Origin of the sequence: Arachnia propionica (assembly GCF_003932785.1) — a bacterium.
GTDB classification, from domain to species: Bacteria; Actinomycetota; Actinomycetes; order Propionibacteriales; family Propionibacteriaceae; genus Arachnia; species Arachnia propionica_B.
Window position 1 is genome coordinate 12,595 of the sequence record NZ_RQYT01000012.1, and the last position, 20,480, is coordinate 33,074.

7 protein-coding genes are annotated in these 20,480 nt (G+C 64.5%); all 7 read left to right on the forward strand.

Annotation, left to right across the window (positions count from 1 at the left end; all coding sequences use genetic code 11):
* The 7 genes from EII35_RS06995 to EII35_RS07025 all read left to right on the forward strand — a co-directional run bounded on the left by EII35_RS06995 (position 1) and on the right by EII35_RS07025 (position 20,477).
* A complete protein-coding gene (locus EII35_RS06995; protein WP_125227750.1) occupies positions 1–4,368 on the forward strand; it encodes an AMP-binding protein in 4,368 nt (1,455 codons plus the stop codon).
* Positions 4,365–7,859, forward strand: coding sequence for a non-ribosomal peptide synthetase (locus EII35_RS07000; protein ID WP_125227751.1), 3,495 nt, complete (start codon positions 4,365–4,367; stop codon positions 7,857–7,859). Before EII35_RS06995 ends, EII35_RS07000 begins: the two co-directional genes overlap by 4 nt.
* Positions 7,856–13,768 carry a non-ribosomal peptide synthetase gene (locus EII35_RS07005; protein WP_125227752.1) on the forward strand — a complete coding sequence of 1,971 codons (5,913 nt, stop codon included), beginning with the start codon at positions 7,856–7,858 and terminating at the stop codon, positions 13,766–13,768. The genes EII35_RS07000 and EII35_RS07005 overlap by 4 nt, the downstream gene beginning before the upstream one ends.
* Positions 13,765–14,565 carry a thioesterase II family protein gene (locus tag EII35_RS07010; protein WP_125227753.1) on the forward strand — a complete coding sequence of 267 codons (801 nt, stop codon included), beginning with the start codon at positions 13,765–13,767 and terminating at the stop codon, positions 14,563–14,565. The genes EII35_RS07005 and EII35_RS07010 overlap by 4 nt, the downstream gene beginning before the upstream one ends.
* 17 nt (positions 14,566–14,582) lie before the next feature.
* Positions 14,583–15,899 (forward strand): beta-ketoacyl [acyl carrier protein] synthase domain-containing protein, encoded by a 1,317-nt coding sequence (locus EII35_RS07015; protein WP_221739695.1) that lies wholly within the window; start codon positions 14,583–14,585, stop codon positions 15,897–15,899.
* Positions 15,900–16,200: 301 nt separating this feature from the next.
* Complete coding sequence (locus tag EII35_RS07020; RefSeq protein WP_260465050.1) at positions 16,201–18,861, forward strand: SDR family NAD(P)-dependent oxidoreductase; 2,661 nt, start codon at positions 16,201–16,203, stop codon at positions 18,859–18,861.
* 110 nt (positions 18,862–18,971) lie between these two features.
* Positions 18,972–20,477, forward strand: a complete 1,506-nt coding sequence (locus EII35_RS07025) for a (2,3-dihydroxybenzoyl)adenylate synthase (RefSeq protein ID WP_221739696.1) — start codon at positions 18,972–18,974, stop codon at positions 20,475–20,477.
* Positions 20,478–20,480: the final 3 nt, after the last annotated feature.

Below are 20,480 nucleotides of genomic sequence, written 5' to 3' on the forward strand. Positions count from 1 at the left end.
ATGCCTCAGATCCTCGACGTGGTCGCCTTGTCCCCCACCCAGGCAGGGATGACAGCGATCTCCCGGGCGGATCTCACCTACGATCCCTACCTGGTGACGATCTCACTCGATCTGGTCGGTGTCACCCCACACCTGATCTCCCGATTGCGTCCAGCCCTGGCAGCTCTGTGTCGGCGACATCCACATCTTCTTGGTCGGGTTCGAAGTGAAGGATTGCCCCATCCCGTTCTTCTGGTCCTCGACAGTGGATGCCCAATTTGGCAGGTGTACGACTTCAGGACCGAACCCGACCCCATGGCGGCCGCCCAAAGGTTCCGTGCCACCGAAGGAAACCGCCCACTGTCGATCTCAGACGGTCCACTCATCCGGGCGACACTTCTCCACGTCGGTGGGGAGGACAGCTCAGGTCATTGCATCCTGCTGCTGACGATGCATCATCTGGTGATTGACGGCTGGTGCATGCCGCTTCTCATCGAGGAACTCGTTGCCCTGATCCGGGGTGACGAGGCACTGCTTGGGCCACCGACCCCATTGCGCAACCACGCCGCATGGCTCGCGGCTCAGGAGCCGACTGTCGCCCAACAGGCATGGCGGGAGGAGCTTGAGGATCTGGAGGAGATGCCGCGTCTTGGACGTCGGATCAGTGTTCTGGCTCCGGTGGTTGGAGAACAGCGGATCGGGGCCGCCGACTCCACGGCCATCCTGACCCATGCCCGACAGCAGGGACTCACCCTCGCGACCTTGGCGCAGCTGGCATGGGCGCGGATCCTCAGCAGCGCGGCTGGGCGGGACGACGTCGTATTCGGGAACACCAGCTCCGGGAGACACCCGGAGATCCCCGGTGGGGATCGGATCATCGGTGGACTCGTCACCACGACCCCAGTCCGGGTTCGGGTGGACGATCGTCCGCCCAATGAGGCGGGAGCCGAGCTGCAGGCCAGGCTTGCGCAGCTGCGGCGCCACGATTGGCTCGGTTCATCGGGTGTGTCCCAGGCCCTGGGGGTAGGCGGTCGTGAACTCTTCGACTCGCTTCTCGTGGTGGAGAACACCCCGGCCGGAGACGTTCATCGAAACATCAGCCTCGGGGACGGGGCCACGTCCCGTCTGCTGCGCATCGATTCGCCCAGTCACTACCCGGTCACGGTGGTGGTCCTCGTCGATGGTGAGGAGATCGTGGTCCGAGTTGAGTCCCATGACACCCGAATCCCTGACAGCTGGGCCTTTGCTGACCCGACCCGGACAGCGCGTCGGATCGCTGTGGCACTCGAGGACCTGGTGACGGCGCCCTCGTTGGCCGGGATCAACATCCTGCTCCCCGAGGAAGTGGATCATCTGGCCGGTTCCCCAGGCAGGGAGGACCTGCCGGAGTCCATCGACGAGATGCTGCAGGAGGTTGCGACAAGGGCCCCTCGCGCCCAAGCCCTCGTCGATGTCTTCGGGGAACTGGACCTCCAGGGGTTCCAGAGCGGGGTCGATTCCTTGGCGAGGACTCTGCGCCAGGCCGGACTGAGATCTGGCGAACCCGTGGCGGTCGCCCTACCACGTGATCGTCGGGCCGTGATCGCGCCTTTCGCCATTGCTGCCGCGGGTGGGGTCACGGTGCATCTCGATCCAATTCAGCCTGTGGCGAGAATGTCCCAGATCATCGCTGATGCCGGGAGCACTCTGGTCCTCACCGAACCCTCGACGGCAGAGGCCTTGACGCAGATGGGACGCGATGTCCGGTGTGGTGTTGTGGATCCGTCACGGCTGGGACAGGTGTCATGGCGAGTACAGGGAGCCCCGGCTCCCGGTGAGTTGCCGATCTCACCGGAGCGTCGGCTGGCCTACGTCGTCTTCACTTCGGGCAGCAGCGGCCGGGCGAAGGGGGTGGCAGTTTCCCATGAGGCACTGCTGAGCTATTGGAGCCACCATGACCGCCACATCCTCGGACCCGCTCAACGGAGGTTGGGACGCCCGATCCGGGTGGCCCATGCTTGGTCGACGGGGTTCGATGCGGCATGGCAACCCCAGGTGGCCCTGTTGAGTGGGCACAGTGTCCACGTCGTTGACGAGGAGACCCGCAATGATCCCGGGATGTTGGTGCGGGCCTTGAGGGACCACCAGATCGACATGATCGACACCACCCCCTCCATGGTGCTGCGCCTGCTCGATGCGGGATTCGCCGAGGCGGAGTCCCGCCCCAGCATCTTGGCCCTCGGAGGAGAGGCCATAGCTCAGGACCTGTGGGACCGGTTGCGATCCCTGGGGGGCACGGTGTGGAACTGCTACGGGCCCACGGAGGCAACGGTCGAGTGCTTCATGGCCTGCGTCGAGGAGCACGTTCGGCCAACGATTGGAGTGCCCCTCGACGGTATGTCGGCAGCCGTTCTGGACCACCGTCTGAGGCCGCTTCCTGCCGGGATGTCGGGCCAACTGGTTGTGTGGGGGGCACAGCTGGCCGAGGGATATGTTGGACTGGACAAGGAGACCGCTGCCGCATTTCCTAATGGCCTGAACGGGCGGAGACTCTATCTGACGGGGGACCGGGCGCGAAGAACAGTCGAGGACACGGTTGTCTTCGAGGGCAGGTGCGACGAGCAACTGAAGATCAACGGCTACCGGGTGGAACCTGATGAGGTTGCGACGGTGTTGCGATCCCTACCCGGGGTCCTCGATGCCTGCGTGGTGACGGAGGAGGAGCAGGGGCGGCCCTGGCTGGGGGCCCTCGTGGTCACGGAACACTCCGTGGCCGCTGTGCGTCGTCTGGCAGCCATGAGACTACCGACGTATCTGCTGCCCAGAGTCGTCGCTGTCGTTCAACGACTACCGGTCACGCACAACGGCAAGCTGGATCGGGCTGCTGCCAGCCGCTACCTCAAGCAGACCTCGCTGCAGGAGTCCGGTCAGGGAGGTCACCAGATGACCCCTCAGCTGGAGGATCTGCTCACCGCGGTGTCGCGGATGACCGGCAGCGCTCCCTCGCCCTCGTCTCGACTGGATGATCTTGGGTTGGACAGCATCGCCGTGATGGATCTGGCGACCTCGCTGCGCCATCCCGTCCCCGGAGGACGGATCTGGCAGGTCTCGGTGCGTGATCTGGTCGAGAGCCCCAGCATCGCCGACGCCGCATTGCGCATGAGGCAGTCGGTCGACCAGTACCCGGGGGACTCCCGAGGTGATTCGCCGACCTTCGTGCTGGCACGGCTGGCTCGTGCTCACGTCGCGAACTCAGGGGAGGCCTTGGCGTCCATGACGCAGAGTCAACTCGTGACCCTTCCCGAGGAGGGGATGCCCCAACTGCAGCACATGACCGAATCATTGCTGGCTGCCCTCGTGGCTGCGCACCCGAGTTTGACGGCGCGGCTCGACGACAACGGATCTGAGCTGGTTGCCGGGGGGCTGCCGCCAGTGGTCGACATCCTGCCCGCAGGTCACTCCTTGGCAGAGGCACGTGCTGCCGGAGTGAGGTGTCTGGATCCCTGGCGGGGTCCGCTGTGCGCAGCCAGCGTCCGGCTCGGTGCGCCCGGGAGGCCCCCCGTGTTGCTGCTGACGGTGCATCATCTGGCCGTGGATGTGGTGTCCTGGCACATCCTCGCCGAGGACATCCAACGGTTCGGAAGCGGCCTGGAGATCGTGCCCGAGTCCTTGGTCCCCGCCGACAGCAGTGCGATGCTGAACCGTGATCTGCCTGACCGCAGACCCTTGGGGCCAACGCTGGCGTCCCGCCACTGCGATCCCCGGCTCGACGTCGGGATTGAACCGGTGGTGTGTCGTCGGGTCGCATCAGCCACCACATCCGCCGTGCTGGGGATGGCGAAGGATGGTCTGGGTGTGGACGACATCCTGGGGGTGGTCACGGCTTGGACGGATCGAGAGTTCGCTGCGACGCGGCGTGATCCCGCTGGCGAGGAGTTGTGGTTCACCATCGAGGTCCATGGGCGGGAAGGCCTGGAGGAGAGCCGAGCCGTGGGCTGGTTCACCGCGGAGCTGACCCGTCGGGCACCCGTGCCGCAGACTCTGGATGCTGGCTGGATCGCACGGACTGTGGCTGCCAGTAGTGAGGACGAGGAGGCCCTGGCCGCGAGTTGCCTCAACTACTTGGGGCGGATGGACCTCCTCTCCGCGTGGGTGGATACCCCGTGGCAGATCCTCGACCCCGGAGAGGCGCTGGCTGAACTTGGTGCTCCGGAGCTGGACGGCATGCCTGCCCGGTTCTCGATGACCGTGACGGCCCATGTCGAGGCCACGGCTGAGGGCCCGGTACTCGTGGCCAGTTTTGCCGGTGCACGTGGTCTTCTCGGCGAGGCCCAGATCGAGGAATATGCGACACGTTGGCTCCGCAACGTGGCCCTGAGTGTCAACGACATGGAGGAGAAGGACCGATGATCGATGCCGCATGGTTGCGGGAACGCCTTGCCGATGAACTGGATCTTGACCCCACGGAGGCGGAGGAACTGACCGAGGACACTGACCTCATCGGTCTCGGGCTGGACTCATTGCGTGTGCTGGCGATCAGCGACGCCTTGGCCAGGGCGGGGGTGCGGGTGCATTTTTCAGAGCTGGTGATGGATCCCACCTTCGGTGGTTGGCTCGCTGTGATCGCTGCCGCAGACCCAGCCGCCATCCCTGAGCTGGCCCGTTCGGATGATCCCGGCGACGGCGAGTTCCCGTTGGCCACCATGCAGCACGCGTACTGGTTGGGGCGGGGACAGGAACAGCGGTTGGGAGGTGTTGCAGCTCACCTGTACGTCGAGTTCGATGGCAGCCACGAGGACCCTGAGGCCTTCACGGACGTGTTGCGCACAGCGACATCCGCTTTGCTGCGTCGACATCCGATGCTGCGCACGGCGGTCCTGGACACCGGATTCCAGCGAGTCCTTCCCGTTCCGGAGGACTGCCCCCTGGTGGTGCACGACCTCCGGTACAGCTCCGCGGAGGAGATCGAGCGCAGGCTCGACGAGTTGCGCTCCGATTACAGCCATCAACTCCTGGACCTCAGCTCGGGTCAGGTGTGGCTGCCGGTACTCACACTGCTCCCGGGCGGCAGGCATCGCTTCCATCTGGATGTCGACATGGTCGCGGCGGACGCCATGAGCTATCGACAGTTGACCGAGGATCTGGCTTGCCTGATGCAGGGAACACTCACCACTGGTGACGCATCCCTGCCACCCTTGACGATGACCTATCGCGACTACCTTCTCGCGCAGCAGCGGATCTTGGAATCTCCCGGGCCTGCACAGTCCCGGCGTCGGGAGCAGGATCGTCAGTGGTGGCAGTCGCGACTCGATCTGCTGCCGGAACCTCCGGGGCTGCCGTTCATACCTGAGGAACTCAGAACCGAACCGCATCGCAGCATCCGATTGGCGGCAACCCTGTCGGCCACCGAGTACCAAGCCCTCCAGGAAAGGGCACACCGTCGGTCCCTGACCCCGGCGATGGTCGTGGCGACGGCCTTCACCCAGGTTCTGGGGCGGTGGTCGGACACGGGGCGGATGCTGCTCAACATGCCTCTGTTCGCCCGGGAACCAGTGCATCCTGAGGTGGACCTCGTGGTTGGGGACTTCACGAATTCGATGATGGTCAGTGCCTCGACCTCCCGAGAGGACTTCACCCGGGCCGTGCGGGATCTGTCGCGGGAGGTGCACACTGCCGCCGCGCATTCGTCCTACACGGGCCTCGAGGTGCTGCGTGACCTGGGAAGGCGTCGTGGACACCCGGTCACGGCGAATGTCGTCTACACCTCAGGCCTCGACCTGGGAGATCTGTTCTCTCCCAGGGTGAGGGAAATCTTCGGTACTCCGATCCACATCATCTCTCAGGGCCCTCAGGTCGACCTTGATGCTCAGGTGGTGGAGTTCGACAAGGGGATGCTGCTCAACTGGGATCTTCGCCGGGACGCACTGCCCCCGGGGGTCGCGGAGGATATGTTCGCCGCCTTCATGGAGACTCTGAGGCGGCTCGCCACCTCGGATGAGGCTTGGGATCAGCCGTGCTTGATTGATCTGCCCGCGTCCCAACGTCAGGTACGTGATGAGGTGAACAACACTGCTCTCGAACTGCCCGAACGTACTCTCCACGAGGCCGTCATCGAGCAGGCACAGCGCACCCCTGGAGCACCTGCCCTCCGGTGGCGGGACGAACAAGGCCTCGCCCGGGAGCTGACCCATGAGCAGATGCTGTGCCAGGCCGGCGCCCTCGCCCGCGCCCTTCGAGGTCAGGGTGTGATCCCGGGAGACACGGTTGCCCTGCAACTGCCACGGGGGCCTCAGCAGATCATCGCCATCCTTGGTGTGTTGCTGGCCGGTGCCGCCTATCTTCCGCTCGGAATGAACCAGCCCGAACGCCGCAGGGACCAGGTAATGGTCGACGGACAAGCCGTGACCCTGGTCACCTCCCGGGAGGTTGAAGCAGCACTGACCGCTGGGATCCCCACCTTGGAAGTAGTGGTCGCAGAGGCGGCTCCGGTCATGCCGGAGGCCGTCGCCTACGTGCTGTTCACCTCAGGCAGCACCGGACGTCCGAAAGGCGTCGAGGTCAGTCATGCGGCGGCTTCGAACACGCTTGACTCCCTGATCTCCCGGTTCGATCTGATGGGTCGGTCACCGGTCACCTTGGCGTTGTCAGCCTACGACTTCGATCTCTCAGTCCTCGACCTTTTCCTGCCACTTGCGCTGGGGGGACACGTGGTCCTGGTGGATGAACATCAGGCCATGGATGCCGTGGTCTGGGCCGAACTCGTCTCCGAGTTCAAGGTCACCCTCCTGGGATGCGCCCCTGCGTTGGTGGGGATGCTCCTCGAGGCCGCCCGGCCCGATCAGCTGGCATCACTGCAACTGGTGCTCACCGGTGGGGACCGGATCCCACCCACCTTGGCCCACGCGTTTCGGGCCGCGGTTCCGGGACTCGTCTTCGTGGGTCTCGGGGGAGCGACGGAGGCAGCCATTCACTCGACGGCGTACATCGTTGATGATTCGCTGCCGAGGGAGACCACGGCAGTTCCCTATGGGAAGCCTTTGGACAACGTCACCATGCGGGTGGTCGGTGAGGACGGATCTGACGCACCGGACCATGTGACGGGTGAGTTGTGGATCGGTGGTCGCTCTCTCGCGGAGGGCTATCGAGGTGATCCCGAACGCACTCGGGACAGTTTCGTCCTCGTGGCGGGGAAACGGTGGTACCGCACAGGTGACCTGGCCCGCTACCGCCCTGACGGGGTCGTCGAGATCCTGGGACGGCGTGACAACCAGGTCAAGATCCGTGGTTTTCGGGTGGAGCCGGGAGAAGTGGAGGCGGCGCTCGAATCCTTGGCAGAGGTCAGTGCAGCGATCGTGGTGGTCTCTCAAGGCACCCGCCTGGCTGCGATCGCCCAGCCGGCCCCGCAGATCACCAGGCCGCTGTCCACCTCGCTGCTGAGGGAGCAACTGGCTGCCCTGCTGCCGCCCCACATGCTTCCTTCCGACATCATCGAGGTTGCGACGCTGCCGGTCACAAGCAACGGCAAGAAGGACCGCAGGGCGGCTGGCCAACTGGCTGCGCGGGGGCACCGGGAGGCGCCGGTTGGTCCTGACGGTGAGGATGGGCCACGAGGGACGGTTGAACTCGCCCTCAGCTACCTGTTGGGGCAGGTGCTCAACTCGGAGGTCCACAGTGCCACGAGGGACTTCTTCGATCTCGGGGGGGATTCGGTTCTCGCAACCAGCTACACGGCACGGGTGCGGGAGTTCTTGGGAGTGGGGACGATGAAGGTGGCTGATGTTCTTGAGCATCGTTCTATCCGGGAGCTGGCAGATCGCTTGCGTCACATTCATCCTCGGGTTCATGAGTTGGAGAACACGGCTGCGTTGTTGGTGGAGGTCGCCACGGGGGACGTGTCGTGAGATCCCTCGATGAGGTCAGGGCCCTGCTGGCACAGCGACGGCAGGGAGAGGGGCAGGCCTTGGCGCCGGTTGCTCCCTCGAGGGCGGAACAACCAGTGCTCAGCGCAGCCCAGCGAAACATCTGGGCGAAGCAGCAACTCGATCCAGCAAGCTGTGCCTACAACCTTTGTCTGAGGCTGACCTTCAGATGGGACGACGGCGCGGAACCGGTTGATGAACGTCGGTTGGTCGAGGCCTTTCACACCGTGGTGCGTCGCCATGAGGTGTTACGCACCACCTATCCGACGGGTGAGGATGGCGAGCCCTGGCAGTGTGTCCATGACCTCCTCCCACCACAGGTGCGGCAACACCCTCCCGGGACCGATGTTGATGTCGTCACCCGTGAAGCCGTGGCGCGTCCCTTCGATCTGGCGGTGGACACCCCGATGCGTCTGGACCTGGTGCGGGTCGGTGAGCAGACATTGGTGGTCGTGATGACCTTGCAGCACATCGTGTGGGACGGCATGACGATGTCCGTTTTGGCCCGAGAACTCAGTGCGGCCTACCTGACCCAAGAACTTCCGGCCCCGACCTGGCAGGTTGCTGACTTCGCCGCCGAGGAGCAGACCAGTGGCCATGAGGGAGCACGGACCTACTGGAAGGGGGTGTTCCGTGACGGGGTTCCCCAGCTCGCGCTGCCCTTGGAACACGAGGACAGCGAAACTGGGGCACGTCGTGATCATCGTCTCAGCGTCGCCGCCGATGCCAACCTTCGATCCCTGGCCAAGGAACACCGGACCACGCCCTTTGCGGTGTTCATCGCTGCGTTTCACTTGGCGTTGAGAGTCGTCACCGGGCAGGTCCGGACGGTCATCGGGACCACGGTGGCCAATCGCGAGCAACCCGGGCAGGATCAGCTGTTCGGCAATTTCAGCAACCAGATTCCGCTGCTCCTGGACGGGTCGGCTGTTTTGGGTACCACCTTCGCCGATCTGGTGGCTACAACCACAACGGTGATCTCGGATGCTTTCCGGCACAAGACGCTTCCCACCGCTGAGATCGCAGCTGCCGCCGGGATCGACCGTTCCGCCGGGGAGGAGCTGTTCTCCACCATGGTGCTCTTCCTGACCCAGGACATCGCCGGCCCCCAGCTCCCGGGTGTGAGCTGCAACTGGGAACTCATCGACAACAAGGCCGCCCTCCACCCCTTGGCGTTGGAGGTGTTCCACCACCCTGGCCACACAGAGGTGCAGTTCACCCATCAGCGACGACTCTCCGCTGATCTGGTCGACTCTGTGGCGGAGATCCTGGACACGGTGATCGCCTCGGCCACCTCGAGTTGTCCCCTTCGTGAGCTCCTGGTGCTGGGGAGGAGGGATCGATCCTTCCTGGACCAGCATGCCCGTGGAGCACGCCGCGAGATCGAACCGGCAACGGTTGATGGGATGCTGCGGGATGCGGCGGAATCCTGTGCCGACAACCCGGCCGTCGTTGTGTGCGATGCCCAGGGGCAGGAAACGCAACGTCTGACCTATGCACAGTTCGACGCGGAGGTCAACCGTCTCACCCGGGAACTGCTGGCTCGAGGCGTTGCCACTGGTGATCGGGTGCTCGTCGCGACGGGGAGGTCGGTGTGGTTGCCGATCGCCATGGCGGCGGTGCTGCGAGCCGGTGCATGTCACGTCCCAGTGGATCCCAGGCATCCTCCGCGGCGGATCCGGGAGGTCGCGATGGATGCCAGCCCCAGCCTGGTGCTGGTCGCCGGGATTGCCTCCCGTGACCCCGGGAGTTACGGCGACATCGTCGTGATCGACCTCGACGACGTGAGCACCCAGGCGCAGCTTCGGGCCCGCAGCGCGGCATCGGTTACGGTGGGGGAATTGACGCGTCCCCTGTCAGGGGAGGATCCGTGCTATCTGATCCACACATCAGGATCCACGGGCAGTCCCAAGGGAGTGCTCAACCTCCATCGTGGAGTGGCGAATCATTTGCAGTGGTACGGAAGAACCTTCCTCCGAGGCCGTCGTTGCAGAGTGCTGCAGAAGGCGCCGGTGACCTTCGACGTCGGACTTGCGGAACTACTCAACCCTCTCTCCAGCGGTGGCACGACGGTGATTCCCCCTGCTGATTGGTGGGAGGGGGAGGTGGAAGCGCTGGCCCGAATGGTGGCGCACCAGCGGATTCAGGTGCTCTCCCTGGTTCCGAGTCACCTCAGGGTCATCCTGGACACCGTCGAAAACCTGTCAGGAATGCGTTGCCTGGAGGATCTGTTGTTGGGTGGGGAGGCGGTACCGGGCAATCTTGCCCTGCGTGCTCGTGAATTGTTGGGGTGCCGGGTCCACAGCCTCTACGGACCGACCGAGGCCGCCATGGACGTGACCTGGGTCGAGTTCACCCCAGAACTGGCGGTGGCTGCTGGCGAGAGCCTCATCGGTCGTCCCGAGGACAACGTCACGGTTCGTATCCTGGGGCCGGGGGATGTCGAGGTGCCGGTGGGGGTACCCGGGGAACTCTGTCTCGTCGGTGCTCAGGTGGCCGCTGGGTACTGGAATCGTGAGGTGGAGACGAGCAGGGCCTTCGGGATCAGCCCGGTGGAGCAGGACGGTGGGGAACGCATGTACCGCACTGGTGACATCGCCTCCTGGCGGCGCGACGGACAACTCGTCTTCCACGGTCGGACCGGGGAGCAGGTCAAGATCCGTGGGAACCGGGTGGAGCTCGGTGAGGTCGAGGCAGCCCTGCTCGAGGTGCCGGGGGTGCATCAGGCGGCAGTTGCCGTGTGGGCTGGGCGACTCGTGGGGTACGTGGTGCCAGCACCTGGTGTTCATCTTCTCCTCGACGATGTTGTAGAGATCATGGGACGCCGGGTACCGAGTTACATGGTGGTTGAGCTCTTGGTGGAACTCGAGGACTTGCCGTTGACCGCTCAGGGCAAGCTTGACCGAGCCGCCCTTCCGGAACCCCAACTTGCCGGGGGAGACGACGGTCAACTTGAAGGGGCTCAGCGACGTGTGGCCGAGGTCATGGCTGAGGTTCTCGGCCTCGGTGAACCTCCTGGCCCGAGAAGCAGCCTGTTCTCCCTGGGAGGGGATTCGATCGCAGCCATCCGCGTGGTTGCAGGGCTGCGTCGGGTTGGACTGGAGGTGAGCGCCCGGGCCGTACTCGCCGCAAGAGACATCGCGGAGCTGGCCCAGGGGTGCCGCGACGCCCGGGGCGTCCCCAAGACCGGGGAATGGGGTCCCAGGCGTGCCCCGGTGCCGCCCTTGGGGGGGCCATTGACCACATTGGACGAGCAGAGCGTCGGATTGGTGCAGTTCACGGTCCTCAGGCTCGATGCGGGAATCGACTTGACCGAGGTGACGGCGCGTCTTGACGGGGTGCTGCGGCAGCACCCCGTCCTGGCGGCACGGCTGCTTCCAGATGGCTGGTTGGAATTGCCCGGTGAAGTCCCCGGTTGCCGGATCGACGTAGCCGAGGAGATCCGGATCACCGATTCAGACTCCCTGCAACCAGTCGTCGTGAAACTGGCCCAAGCCCTGGCCCCGTCCGAGGGAAGAATGATGACGGCGGGTGTCTATGGGCCGGTTCACCACCGTTGTCTGGTCATCGTGGCGAGTCATCTCGTCGTGGATGGGGTGAGTTGGCGGGTGATCCAGCGCGAACTGGCCGCATCCGAGGTCTCCGATCCCGAGAACGGTTTCCTGAGATGGGCGGCCATGCTGGCCGAACAGTCTGCTGCAGGGCAGGACCGAGATTGGCTCACAATCATGGAGCAGGTGTCAGGGCGGGTGATGTTGGAGGCGGGGTTGGATGTTGAACGGACCGCATCCACCCACCGGATCGTCCTGGGGTCTGGTATGTGCGCTGATCTGATCGATGCTTCCCGAGCCCTGGGGTGTGACCTGCTGGATCTCATTCTGGCGGCAGCGGTGACAGCTCTCGGTGACGTCATCCCCGGGGCAGGGGCGGGAGTGACGGTCGAGGGACACGGAAGGGACAATCCGGTCGCGGAGGCGGTCCGCGCCGAGAACTCTGTCGGTTGGTTCACGGCTTCCTGGCCTCTTCCCGTCACCCGGAAGGAATCCTCCCGCGCCACCCTGCAAGCGGTCCGTTCCGCGCGGCACAACCTTCCCGAGGACACCGCACGTCCGGGGGTGCTGCGTCTGGAGCACCCCCACCCGCTTCCGGAACTCTGCGTCAATCACCTCGGGGTGTTCACCACCACCGACAGCTCATCCCACAGGGCATGGCAACCTCTTCCGGGCCTGCCAGCAGTTGGTGGGTGGGCAAGCCCTGACACCCCGTTGGGTTCGGTGCTCGACCTGACCACGGAGTTGCATGAGCGCCCGGAGGGTTCGGAGCTCCGAGCAACTCTGCGTGCTGCCGGACGTCACGTCAGTGTGGAGCAGGCTGAGCGTTTCCTCAGGATCTGGCAGGAGGAGCTCAGGGATCTGGTGGAGCTGGCGGCAACGGACCCGGGACGTTGTCCCGCTGACTTCGTGGTCCAGCAGATCACCCAGGCAGAAGTCGACACCTGGTCCACCAGGTTCGGCCACCCAGTGAAGGAGGTACTCCCGCTGACAGCGCTCCAACGCTCGCTGGCCCTGTCGTCGTTGGCCTCAGGAGGCGCCGACGGCTACATCGTGCAGTCGATCCTTGAACTTCATGACGACTCCCGACGGCTGAACGCCGAAGTGCTCGCTGATGCCGCAGGCATCGTGGTGGGCCACCATCCTGGCCTGGGTATCGCCCCAGCCGCTTCCGGGTCGGATCTGGTCGGGGTGGTGACCTCGGGGCTGCAGGTTCCTGCCATCGAACTCGAGATGGAGGAGGCAGCGGTTGCGGAGTGGTTGAAACAGGACGCCCGCTCGACCTTTGACCTGTCAGCTCCGCCCCTGCTTCGCGTCGCGCTGCTCCGCACACCCGATCGATGCCACTTGGTCATCACCTGCCATCACCTCATCACTGACGGCTGGACCGGGCAACTGCTGATGCTGGAGCTCGCCCGGGTCCTGGCTGCGCTGCTCGAAGGTGACAGGGACAAGGCGCGCCATTGTGTCGTCGGTGATCCCGGGACCTTCCTGAGGGCTTCGGCGCTGCTCCTCGACAAGGCTGAGGAGACACGGAGGGTGTGGGCTGATGTGTTGGAGTCCGTCGAACCCTTGGTTTTGGGTGGTCCCCGCAGCAGTGTGATGGAGCCGTATCTGGTCATGGCGGAGCTTCCGAGGGACCGCTGTGGTCAGTTGGCCGAACTTGCCGCCCAGGAGAACACATCCCTCCACACGCTGTGCCAGCTCGCCTGGGGGCATGCCTTGGGCAGCCTCACCGGGAGACGATCACTGGTCTTCGGTGAGGTGGTCTCGGGACGCACCCTGGAACTGCCGGGCATCGAGGAGTCGATCGGCTGCTACGCCAACACCGTTCCGGGGCTTGTCGATCTCGACCCCGCGGGGAGTTGGCGGCAGGCGGTGAAGAACCTGGTGGCGTTGCGTCGTCGGGTGCTCGGCTGGGAACACCTGTCCTTGGTGGATGCTCACCGTATGGCAGGGGTCCGAAAGCTCTTCGACACCTTGTACGTCTTCCAGTCCTATCCGCCGCATCACGAGGAGCTGGCTGACACGCTGCGTGCGGCAGGCCTGCCACTACAGCAGGTTCGTCCCGGAGGAAGTACCGATGCCAGCGCGGTCCTCATGGTCTTCCCAGCAGGGTCGGTGGGTGGCGACGAGGTGTTCCGGTGTTCCCTTCACACCGCTCCCGACGTCCTCGACGAGGAGCAGAGTCGAATTCTGCTCGATGTCTTCGTGGCCGCCCTGACAACCATGGCCGCACAACCTGATGCGCTGATCAAGGAGTGCCAGCTGATCGATGACTTCGACCAGTTGGCGTTGGAGGCGTTCCGACTTCCCACGGTGAGAGAGGCAGACAGATGACCGACGACGTGAACTCCTGGCTTCGTGGCTTCACCGGGGCGGCAACAGCTGATGCGCCGTTGCTGCTGCTGTGTCCCCATGCCGGGGCAGGGGCCACCGCCTATCGGGGCCTGGCAGCGGCCCTCGTCCGTGAGCTGGAGGCCTACCCAGCTGCTGGGGACAGCCCTGCAGAGGTTGTCGTTGCCCACTATCCCGGACGACAGGACCGATCCTCGATCCCTGCCCCCGGAACTGTCCTGGGCTACGCTCAGGGCCTGCTTCCGGAAACGGAGGATCGGATCCGTGCCGCAGCGGAACCGAGACCCATCACCATCCTGGGACACAGCATGGGTGGTTTGATCGCTTACGAGTTGGCCAGGTTGCTGCGACGTCGCGCTCTGCCTGTTCGATTGCTCGTGGTCTCTGCGACCCATCCCCCTCAGCTGACCGAGGCGGTGCCGCAGCACCCCACCGACGACGAAGGACTCCTGGAACACCTGGCAGGTCTGGAGGGTACCGGGGTTGAGGTGCTGCGGAATCCGGAGGTGCTCTCGGTGGTACTGCCTGCTCTCAAGGCGGACTACGCCGCCTTCGACAGCTACGCCGACGACGACTCCGGCTCCCTGGATGTCCCGGTGCTTGCCCTCGGAGGCTGGGATGACCCGGGGGTCACCCCAGCCGCATTGCGTGGCTGGGGTGCGCGAACCACTGGACCGCTCAATGTGGTGATGTTTGCAGGAGACCATTTCTTCATCAAGAACGCTGTCGGCCCTGTGGCGGCAAGAGTGGCCGAGGAGGTGGACGTACTGTGCCGTTGAGTTCGAGGCAAGGTACCGTGGCCAGCGGTGCCCGCCTGGTTCAGGACCCAGTGGTCATCGTCGGACTTGGTGTCGAGGCGCCAGCGGGAATCCTCGGACCGGGAGCCTTCTGGGACGCCCTCGAGGAGGGAAGATCCCTGCTGGAGCCTCTGCCGCGGGATCGGGGCTGGGACCTGGATCGGATCTTTGAGTTGCCACACCGGATGGGATGGGGCCCGGTGCCGGATTCCGGTGGTTTTCTGCATGACGCGACCCGCTTCGACGCCCCCTTTTTCGGGGTCACGCCACGTGAGGCCGAGGGGATGGATCCGCAACAACGGGTTGCCATGAGGACGGCGTGGCAGGCCTTGCAACAGGCAGGGATCGATCCCGCCTCACTGATCGGTGAGGGACACCGGGCAGGGGTCTTCATGGGGGTCTCGCCCAATGCCTACGGTCCTGCGGTGCACATCCCCGATCCGCTGTTGTCCGGGCGGCGATTCACCGGATACCTGAATTCCTCCGTGGCTGGTCGAATCTCGAACCTGCTGGATCTCTCCGGGCCTGCTGTGAGTCTGGATGCGGCCTGCGCCTCGTCCTTGGCGGCCCTGCAGCAGGCGAGCAACGCGCTGTACCTGGGGCAGTGTGAGTGGGCGCTGGCCGGTGCCGTGTGCGTCATTGCCACCACAGGCTCATATGTTGAGTTCTCCCGTCACCGGGCCCTTGATCCGTCGGGGTTTTGCCGTCCCTACTCAGCGTCGGCGGCTGGCACCATCTGGAGTGAGGGTGCTGTGGTCGTGGTGATGGAACGCAACAGTCGGGCGCTGGAACTGGGGCATCGGGTCCTGGCGGAGGTGCGGGCGGTGGGGGTCAACCACAACGGGTCCGGAGCCCACCTGACTGTTCCCTCCCAGAACGCCCAAGAAAAGCTGTACCGCCAGGTTCTGGAAGATGCGGGTGTTCTTCCCCAGGAGATCGCCCTGCTCGAAGGACACGGTACGGGAACTGCTGCCGGAGATCCCAGAGAATTGAGGGCCATCGCTGCTGTGTACGGGTATCAGCGGGATGACGAACTCCTCCTCGGCTCGGTGAAGTCCAATCTGGGACATGCCCAGGCAGCGGCTGGGTTCCTCGGATTGGCGAAGGTGATCCTCGCGGGTTGGCATGGCTGTATACCGCCAAGCCTGCATTCCGATCCCTGGAACCCGGTGATCGACTGGGGGAGCCATCGAATCCGGGTTCCTGAGGCCGTTGAGTCATGGAACGGGCCGCGGCTTGCGGCGGTCTCCAGTTTCGGGGTCTCGGGAACCAACGCGCACGCGATCATCGAGGTTCGTCAGGAGCATCATGTCTGAGAGGGTTTATTTTCCCGATGGCGCTGTGGCGGTGTTGATCAGTTCACGGACTGCCTCGGGGTTGCGGAGAGAAGCAACCGCGTTGGCGGGTTTTGTTCGTCGGGACCCTGCCGTCACTCCTGTTCAGCTCAGTGAACTGGTGGCTGCCACCCGCTCTGCCCAACCTTGGCGGGCACTACTGCGGGTGAGAGGACGGGAGGGGCTGCTCACAGGGCTGGAGTGGGTGGCCAGCGGTGGGGGGAGACAGGTCCTTCCCGAGGTTTCGGTCCATGTCGGTCACGCCGAGAGCCGAAGCCCAGCGATGATCTTCCCCGGACAGGGAGGTCAACATCCCGGAATGGGCCGTGAACTGTACAAGTTCAGCGCGGCGTACCGGAATACCGTGGACCGGATTGATGCCCAGTGTCTCGACGAGAGAATGTCGATTCGGTCCTATCTGCTGGATGCGGTTCCCTCCGATCTCGTCCAGCCCGCGCTTTTCAGCCACATGCTGGGTCTCCACGCCTTGTGGCGGGAGTGGGGGGTGACCCCCGCCATGGTGGTGGGACACAGCCAAGGCGAGGTGGCGGCTGCCTGCGCAGCAGGACTCGTCACCGAAGAGGAGGCCGCTCAGGTCATCGTCGGGCGGGCAGGAGTGAGCAGGGAGTATGCGTTGAAGGGACGCTACGAGATGCTGCTGATTGGTGCTCGGCGGGATCGAATCGAAAGGCTCCTACCCACCCTCCCCGGCTGGGCCGAGGTGTGCGCAGTGAACTCGCCCTCACAGCATGTGGTGACGGGAGAGCTGGGTGCGGTGAGGGCTCTGGAGAAGATGCTCGCCGAGGAAGAGTTTTTTCTGCGACGGATCGAGGTGGATTTCCCCAGCCACACCCACCTGATGGACCCGAGCCGCCAGTTCCTCGAAGCCAGTTTCGGTCATCGCCCCTTCAGGGAGCCCCAGATCCCGTTCATCAGCTCCACCCTGGGAGGGCCCATCCCAGAGGGGTGGCTCCAAGGGGCCTACTGGTTCGCCAACCTGAGACATCGGGTTAGGTTCGATCTTGCGATTGAAAACGCGCTGGAGCAAGGGGCCTCCTCCTTCATCGAATTGTCCGCTCACCCCGCTCTGCTCGTCAGCGTTGCCGAGACGGCGGCTACAGCGAACCGCCCTGACATCCTCACCACCAGCAGCGGGCATCGTGACGAACCGGTCGCGGTCGGGTTCGCGGATCGTCTCGCCGAGGTACTCGTGAGTCACAGGGAGATCGCCATCTGGCGTCCGGATCGGACTCCTTCCGTGCCGTTGCACTTTCCGCCCACCTCTTGGGAACCCGAGGTGTTGTGGGCGCCGGCTGACTCCTCCTGCGGCACTCCGGGAAGGATCGGCGCTGTTCCGCAGTGCCTGGGCGAGAGCTGGCAGCCCTTGGGAGGCCACCTTCTTCCCGCCCCCAGAAGGGTTCTCCTGCACTGCGGCTCTGAGGAGTGGGTCCGGTCACTCAGGGAGGCGGCGGAGCGTCTGGGGGCGGAGGTGGTGGCGGAGGAGCCCGATGTCCTCGTGGTCATGGTGGAACCCGGCGGGGGACAGGGACACCGCCTCAGTTCCACGCTGGCCGACCTCCATCGTCAGTTGGAGACGTTGCGTGGATCATCCGCCTCGGATCTCCTCATCGTCACAAGGGGGGCGGAGGATCGACGTCACCTCGGGGGTGAGGCTCCAGATCCCATCGCAGCGGCAACAGCAGCGATGGCACGTTGCATGGCCGCCGACTTCCACCCCAGGCAGTTGCGGCACCTGGATGTCGGGGCCACTGATGACCTCGCATCCGCATCCCGCCACATCATGACGGCAGCCCACATCGGAAGTGAGTGGAGCCTTGCCGTGCTCGAGGGCGAACTCCACAGTAGGCGTCTCGTCATCGATCAGGCTCTATCCGACCGTCAGGAGTATGCAGAGGCGGTGATCCTGGGAGGAACCGGTGTGGTGGGGCTTGAGATCTGCCGACGATTGGCCGAGCAGGGGTGTCGGAGGCTGGTGGTCGTGTCGCGACGCACTCCCCAAGGTCTGTCCGCAGCGGCACTGCAGGCCATCTCCAACGCCAACGGCACTGAGGTGGTGCATCAAAGGTGCGACGTCACGGATCCTGCGGCGATCCAGAATCTTGCATCCTCGCTGCCAGAATGTTCTGGTGCCCGCCTCGTCGTCCACTGCGTCGTGAACTATGAGGCGGTTGCCGACTCCGACTGGGAGGCGGCTCTGAAGGCGAAGTCGGGGGCCGTGCCAGCAATTCGGGAGCACCTCCTGCGCCCGGAGGACCGTCTGATGGTGTTCTCCTCCCTGTCCGCAGGGATCGGGGCCCGCAATCATGCGGTCTATGCCGCGACCAATCGGGTTCTCGAGGTCCTCTCCCTTGCGGACAATGACCGGACCACGGTGATTCGTTGGGGGCTGTGGCCACACCATGGACACACAGGGGCTGTGGTCAGGAGCTTGGAAGACATCGAGAAATCTGGTTTGAGGCCCATGGACCCGTCCACGGCGGTGGCGATTGCCCTGGCCTCCCCTCCGGGTCTCGTGAGCATCGCCGCCGCCCACTGGGAGCAGTTGGCAGGAGTGTTCTCCTTGATCGGTGCAAACATGCTGTTCGAACATCTGGTGACCCCGCCGTCGAACAGGCTCGCAGCCGAAGAGGTCCGGGCAGAACCGGTTCAGCATCGCCAGGAGCAGCAGGGGAAACCCGTGTCCGATTCGGGTGCTGAAGAGGTCGCAACGACCATTGAGGCAGTGGTGCGCGAAACACTCGGTTATTCGGCTGATGCCGAACTCGAGCGTTCCACTTCCTTGGTCTCATTGGGGATTGACTCGACACAGGCGCTCTCACTGCAGCGTGCGCTTGCGGCTGTCACGGGAAATGCTGTGACCGCAGCGGACATTCTCAGGGGAGCGAGCCTGCACGATCTGATCACCGTAGCTGTGAAGGAGTGACCATGAACCATGAACAACATCTGAACGATCCGGGGTTGGTGCCCTACCCGTCAGACATGGTGGCGAGGTATCGGGAAGCCGGTCATTGGAGAGGGTTGACCTTGCCACAGGTGCTTGACAGGTCGGCGGAGAGCTTCGGGTCGGCCCTCTTCGTCTCGGACTCCTCCCGATGCCTCACCTTCGAGGAACTGGCGCGCTCCAGTGTGCGCTGTGCTGCCTGGCTTGCTGAGCGTGGAATCGGACCGGGGATGAATGTCGTGCTCTACCTTCCCAACAGCGTCACCTGGGTGGAGAGCTATTTTGGTCTGTTGCGAGCCGGAGCCCGTCCAGTGCTGGTTCTCAGTTCGCACGGCCGTGTCGAATTGACGCATGTGGCACGCAAGGCCGAGGCGTCGGCGATCATCACCACCGGACGGGTTGGTGTCGTCGACTACAGCAGCGTCGCCAACCAGGTTCAACAGGAACTGCCGAGGCTCCAGGTTCTGGATCTTCCGGTGGCCCATGATCCTCCGTGGAGCAGGTTTCCGGAACCTGATCCTGCTGAGCTACCGGAGGTCTCCCCCGAGGATGTGGCTGTGCTGCAACTCTCCGGAGGTACCACCGGGAACCCGAAATTGATTCCTCGGCTCCATGAGGAGTACGACTACTGTTCCCGTGCGGCTGCCGAGATCAGCGACCTTGGTCCCGGTGATGTCATGGCCGTCGTGCTTCCCGCAGCGCACAACTTTGCGCTGTCCTCGCCCGGCCTGCACGGGGCTTTGGCGGTGGGGGCCAGGGTCGTGATGGCCCCGGATCCATCGCCGGGGACAGGTTTCGCCCTGCTGGAGCAGCAAGGTGTCACCCACATTGCCTTGGTCCCGCCGTTGCTCTTGAGCTGGTTGAACTCCGTGCAGGCCGAGGAGTCACAGCACACCGCGCTCAGGGTGGTGTGGGTCGGCGGTTCGAAACTCAGTCGTGTGATTGCCGAACGTGTCGAGGGGACGTTGCGCTGTCGGTTGCAGCAGGTCTTCGGGATGGCAGAGGGCCTGTGCAACTACACCCGGCTGGATGATGACCATGACACCGTCATGGGGACCCAAGGACGTCCCCTGTCCCCGGATGACGAGGTCCGGGTCGTCGATGAACGGGGCAACCCCGTCCCCGATGGTGTGGAGGGGCTGCTCCAGACCCGTGGTCCCTACACGATCCGAGGCTACTACCGGGCACCGGATCACAACGCCCGATGCTTCACCCCGGATGGCTTCTATGTCCCGGGTGATCTCGTGGTTCGAGACAGCCGTGGCTACCTGACGGTCACCGGTCGGGTCAATGACATCATCAACCGTGGTGGTGAGAAGGTTGCCCCGGAAACCGTGGAGAGCGCCCTGTTGGGTCTACCCGAGGTTCATGACGCCTCCGTTGTCGGAGTCCCGGATGAACGCTGGGGTGAACGTATCGTGGCCCATGTCATCCTTCGGAGGTCAGCGGAAGGGACGGAACACTCAACTGCCCGGCAGTTGATCGCGAAGGTCAGGCGTAGTGGGATTGCCGGTTTCGCGGTTCCGGATGAGCTGTTCGTGGTTGAGGAGTTTCCGCTGACCGCAGTGGGCAAGGTGAACAAGGAGCAGCAACGGTGAGGC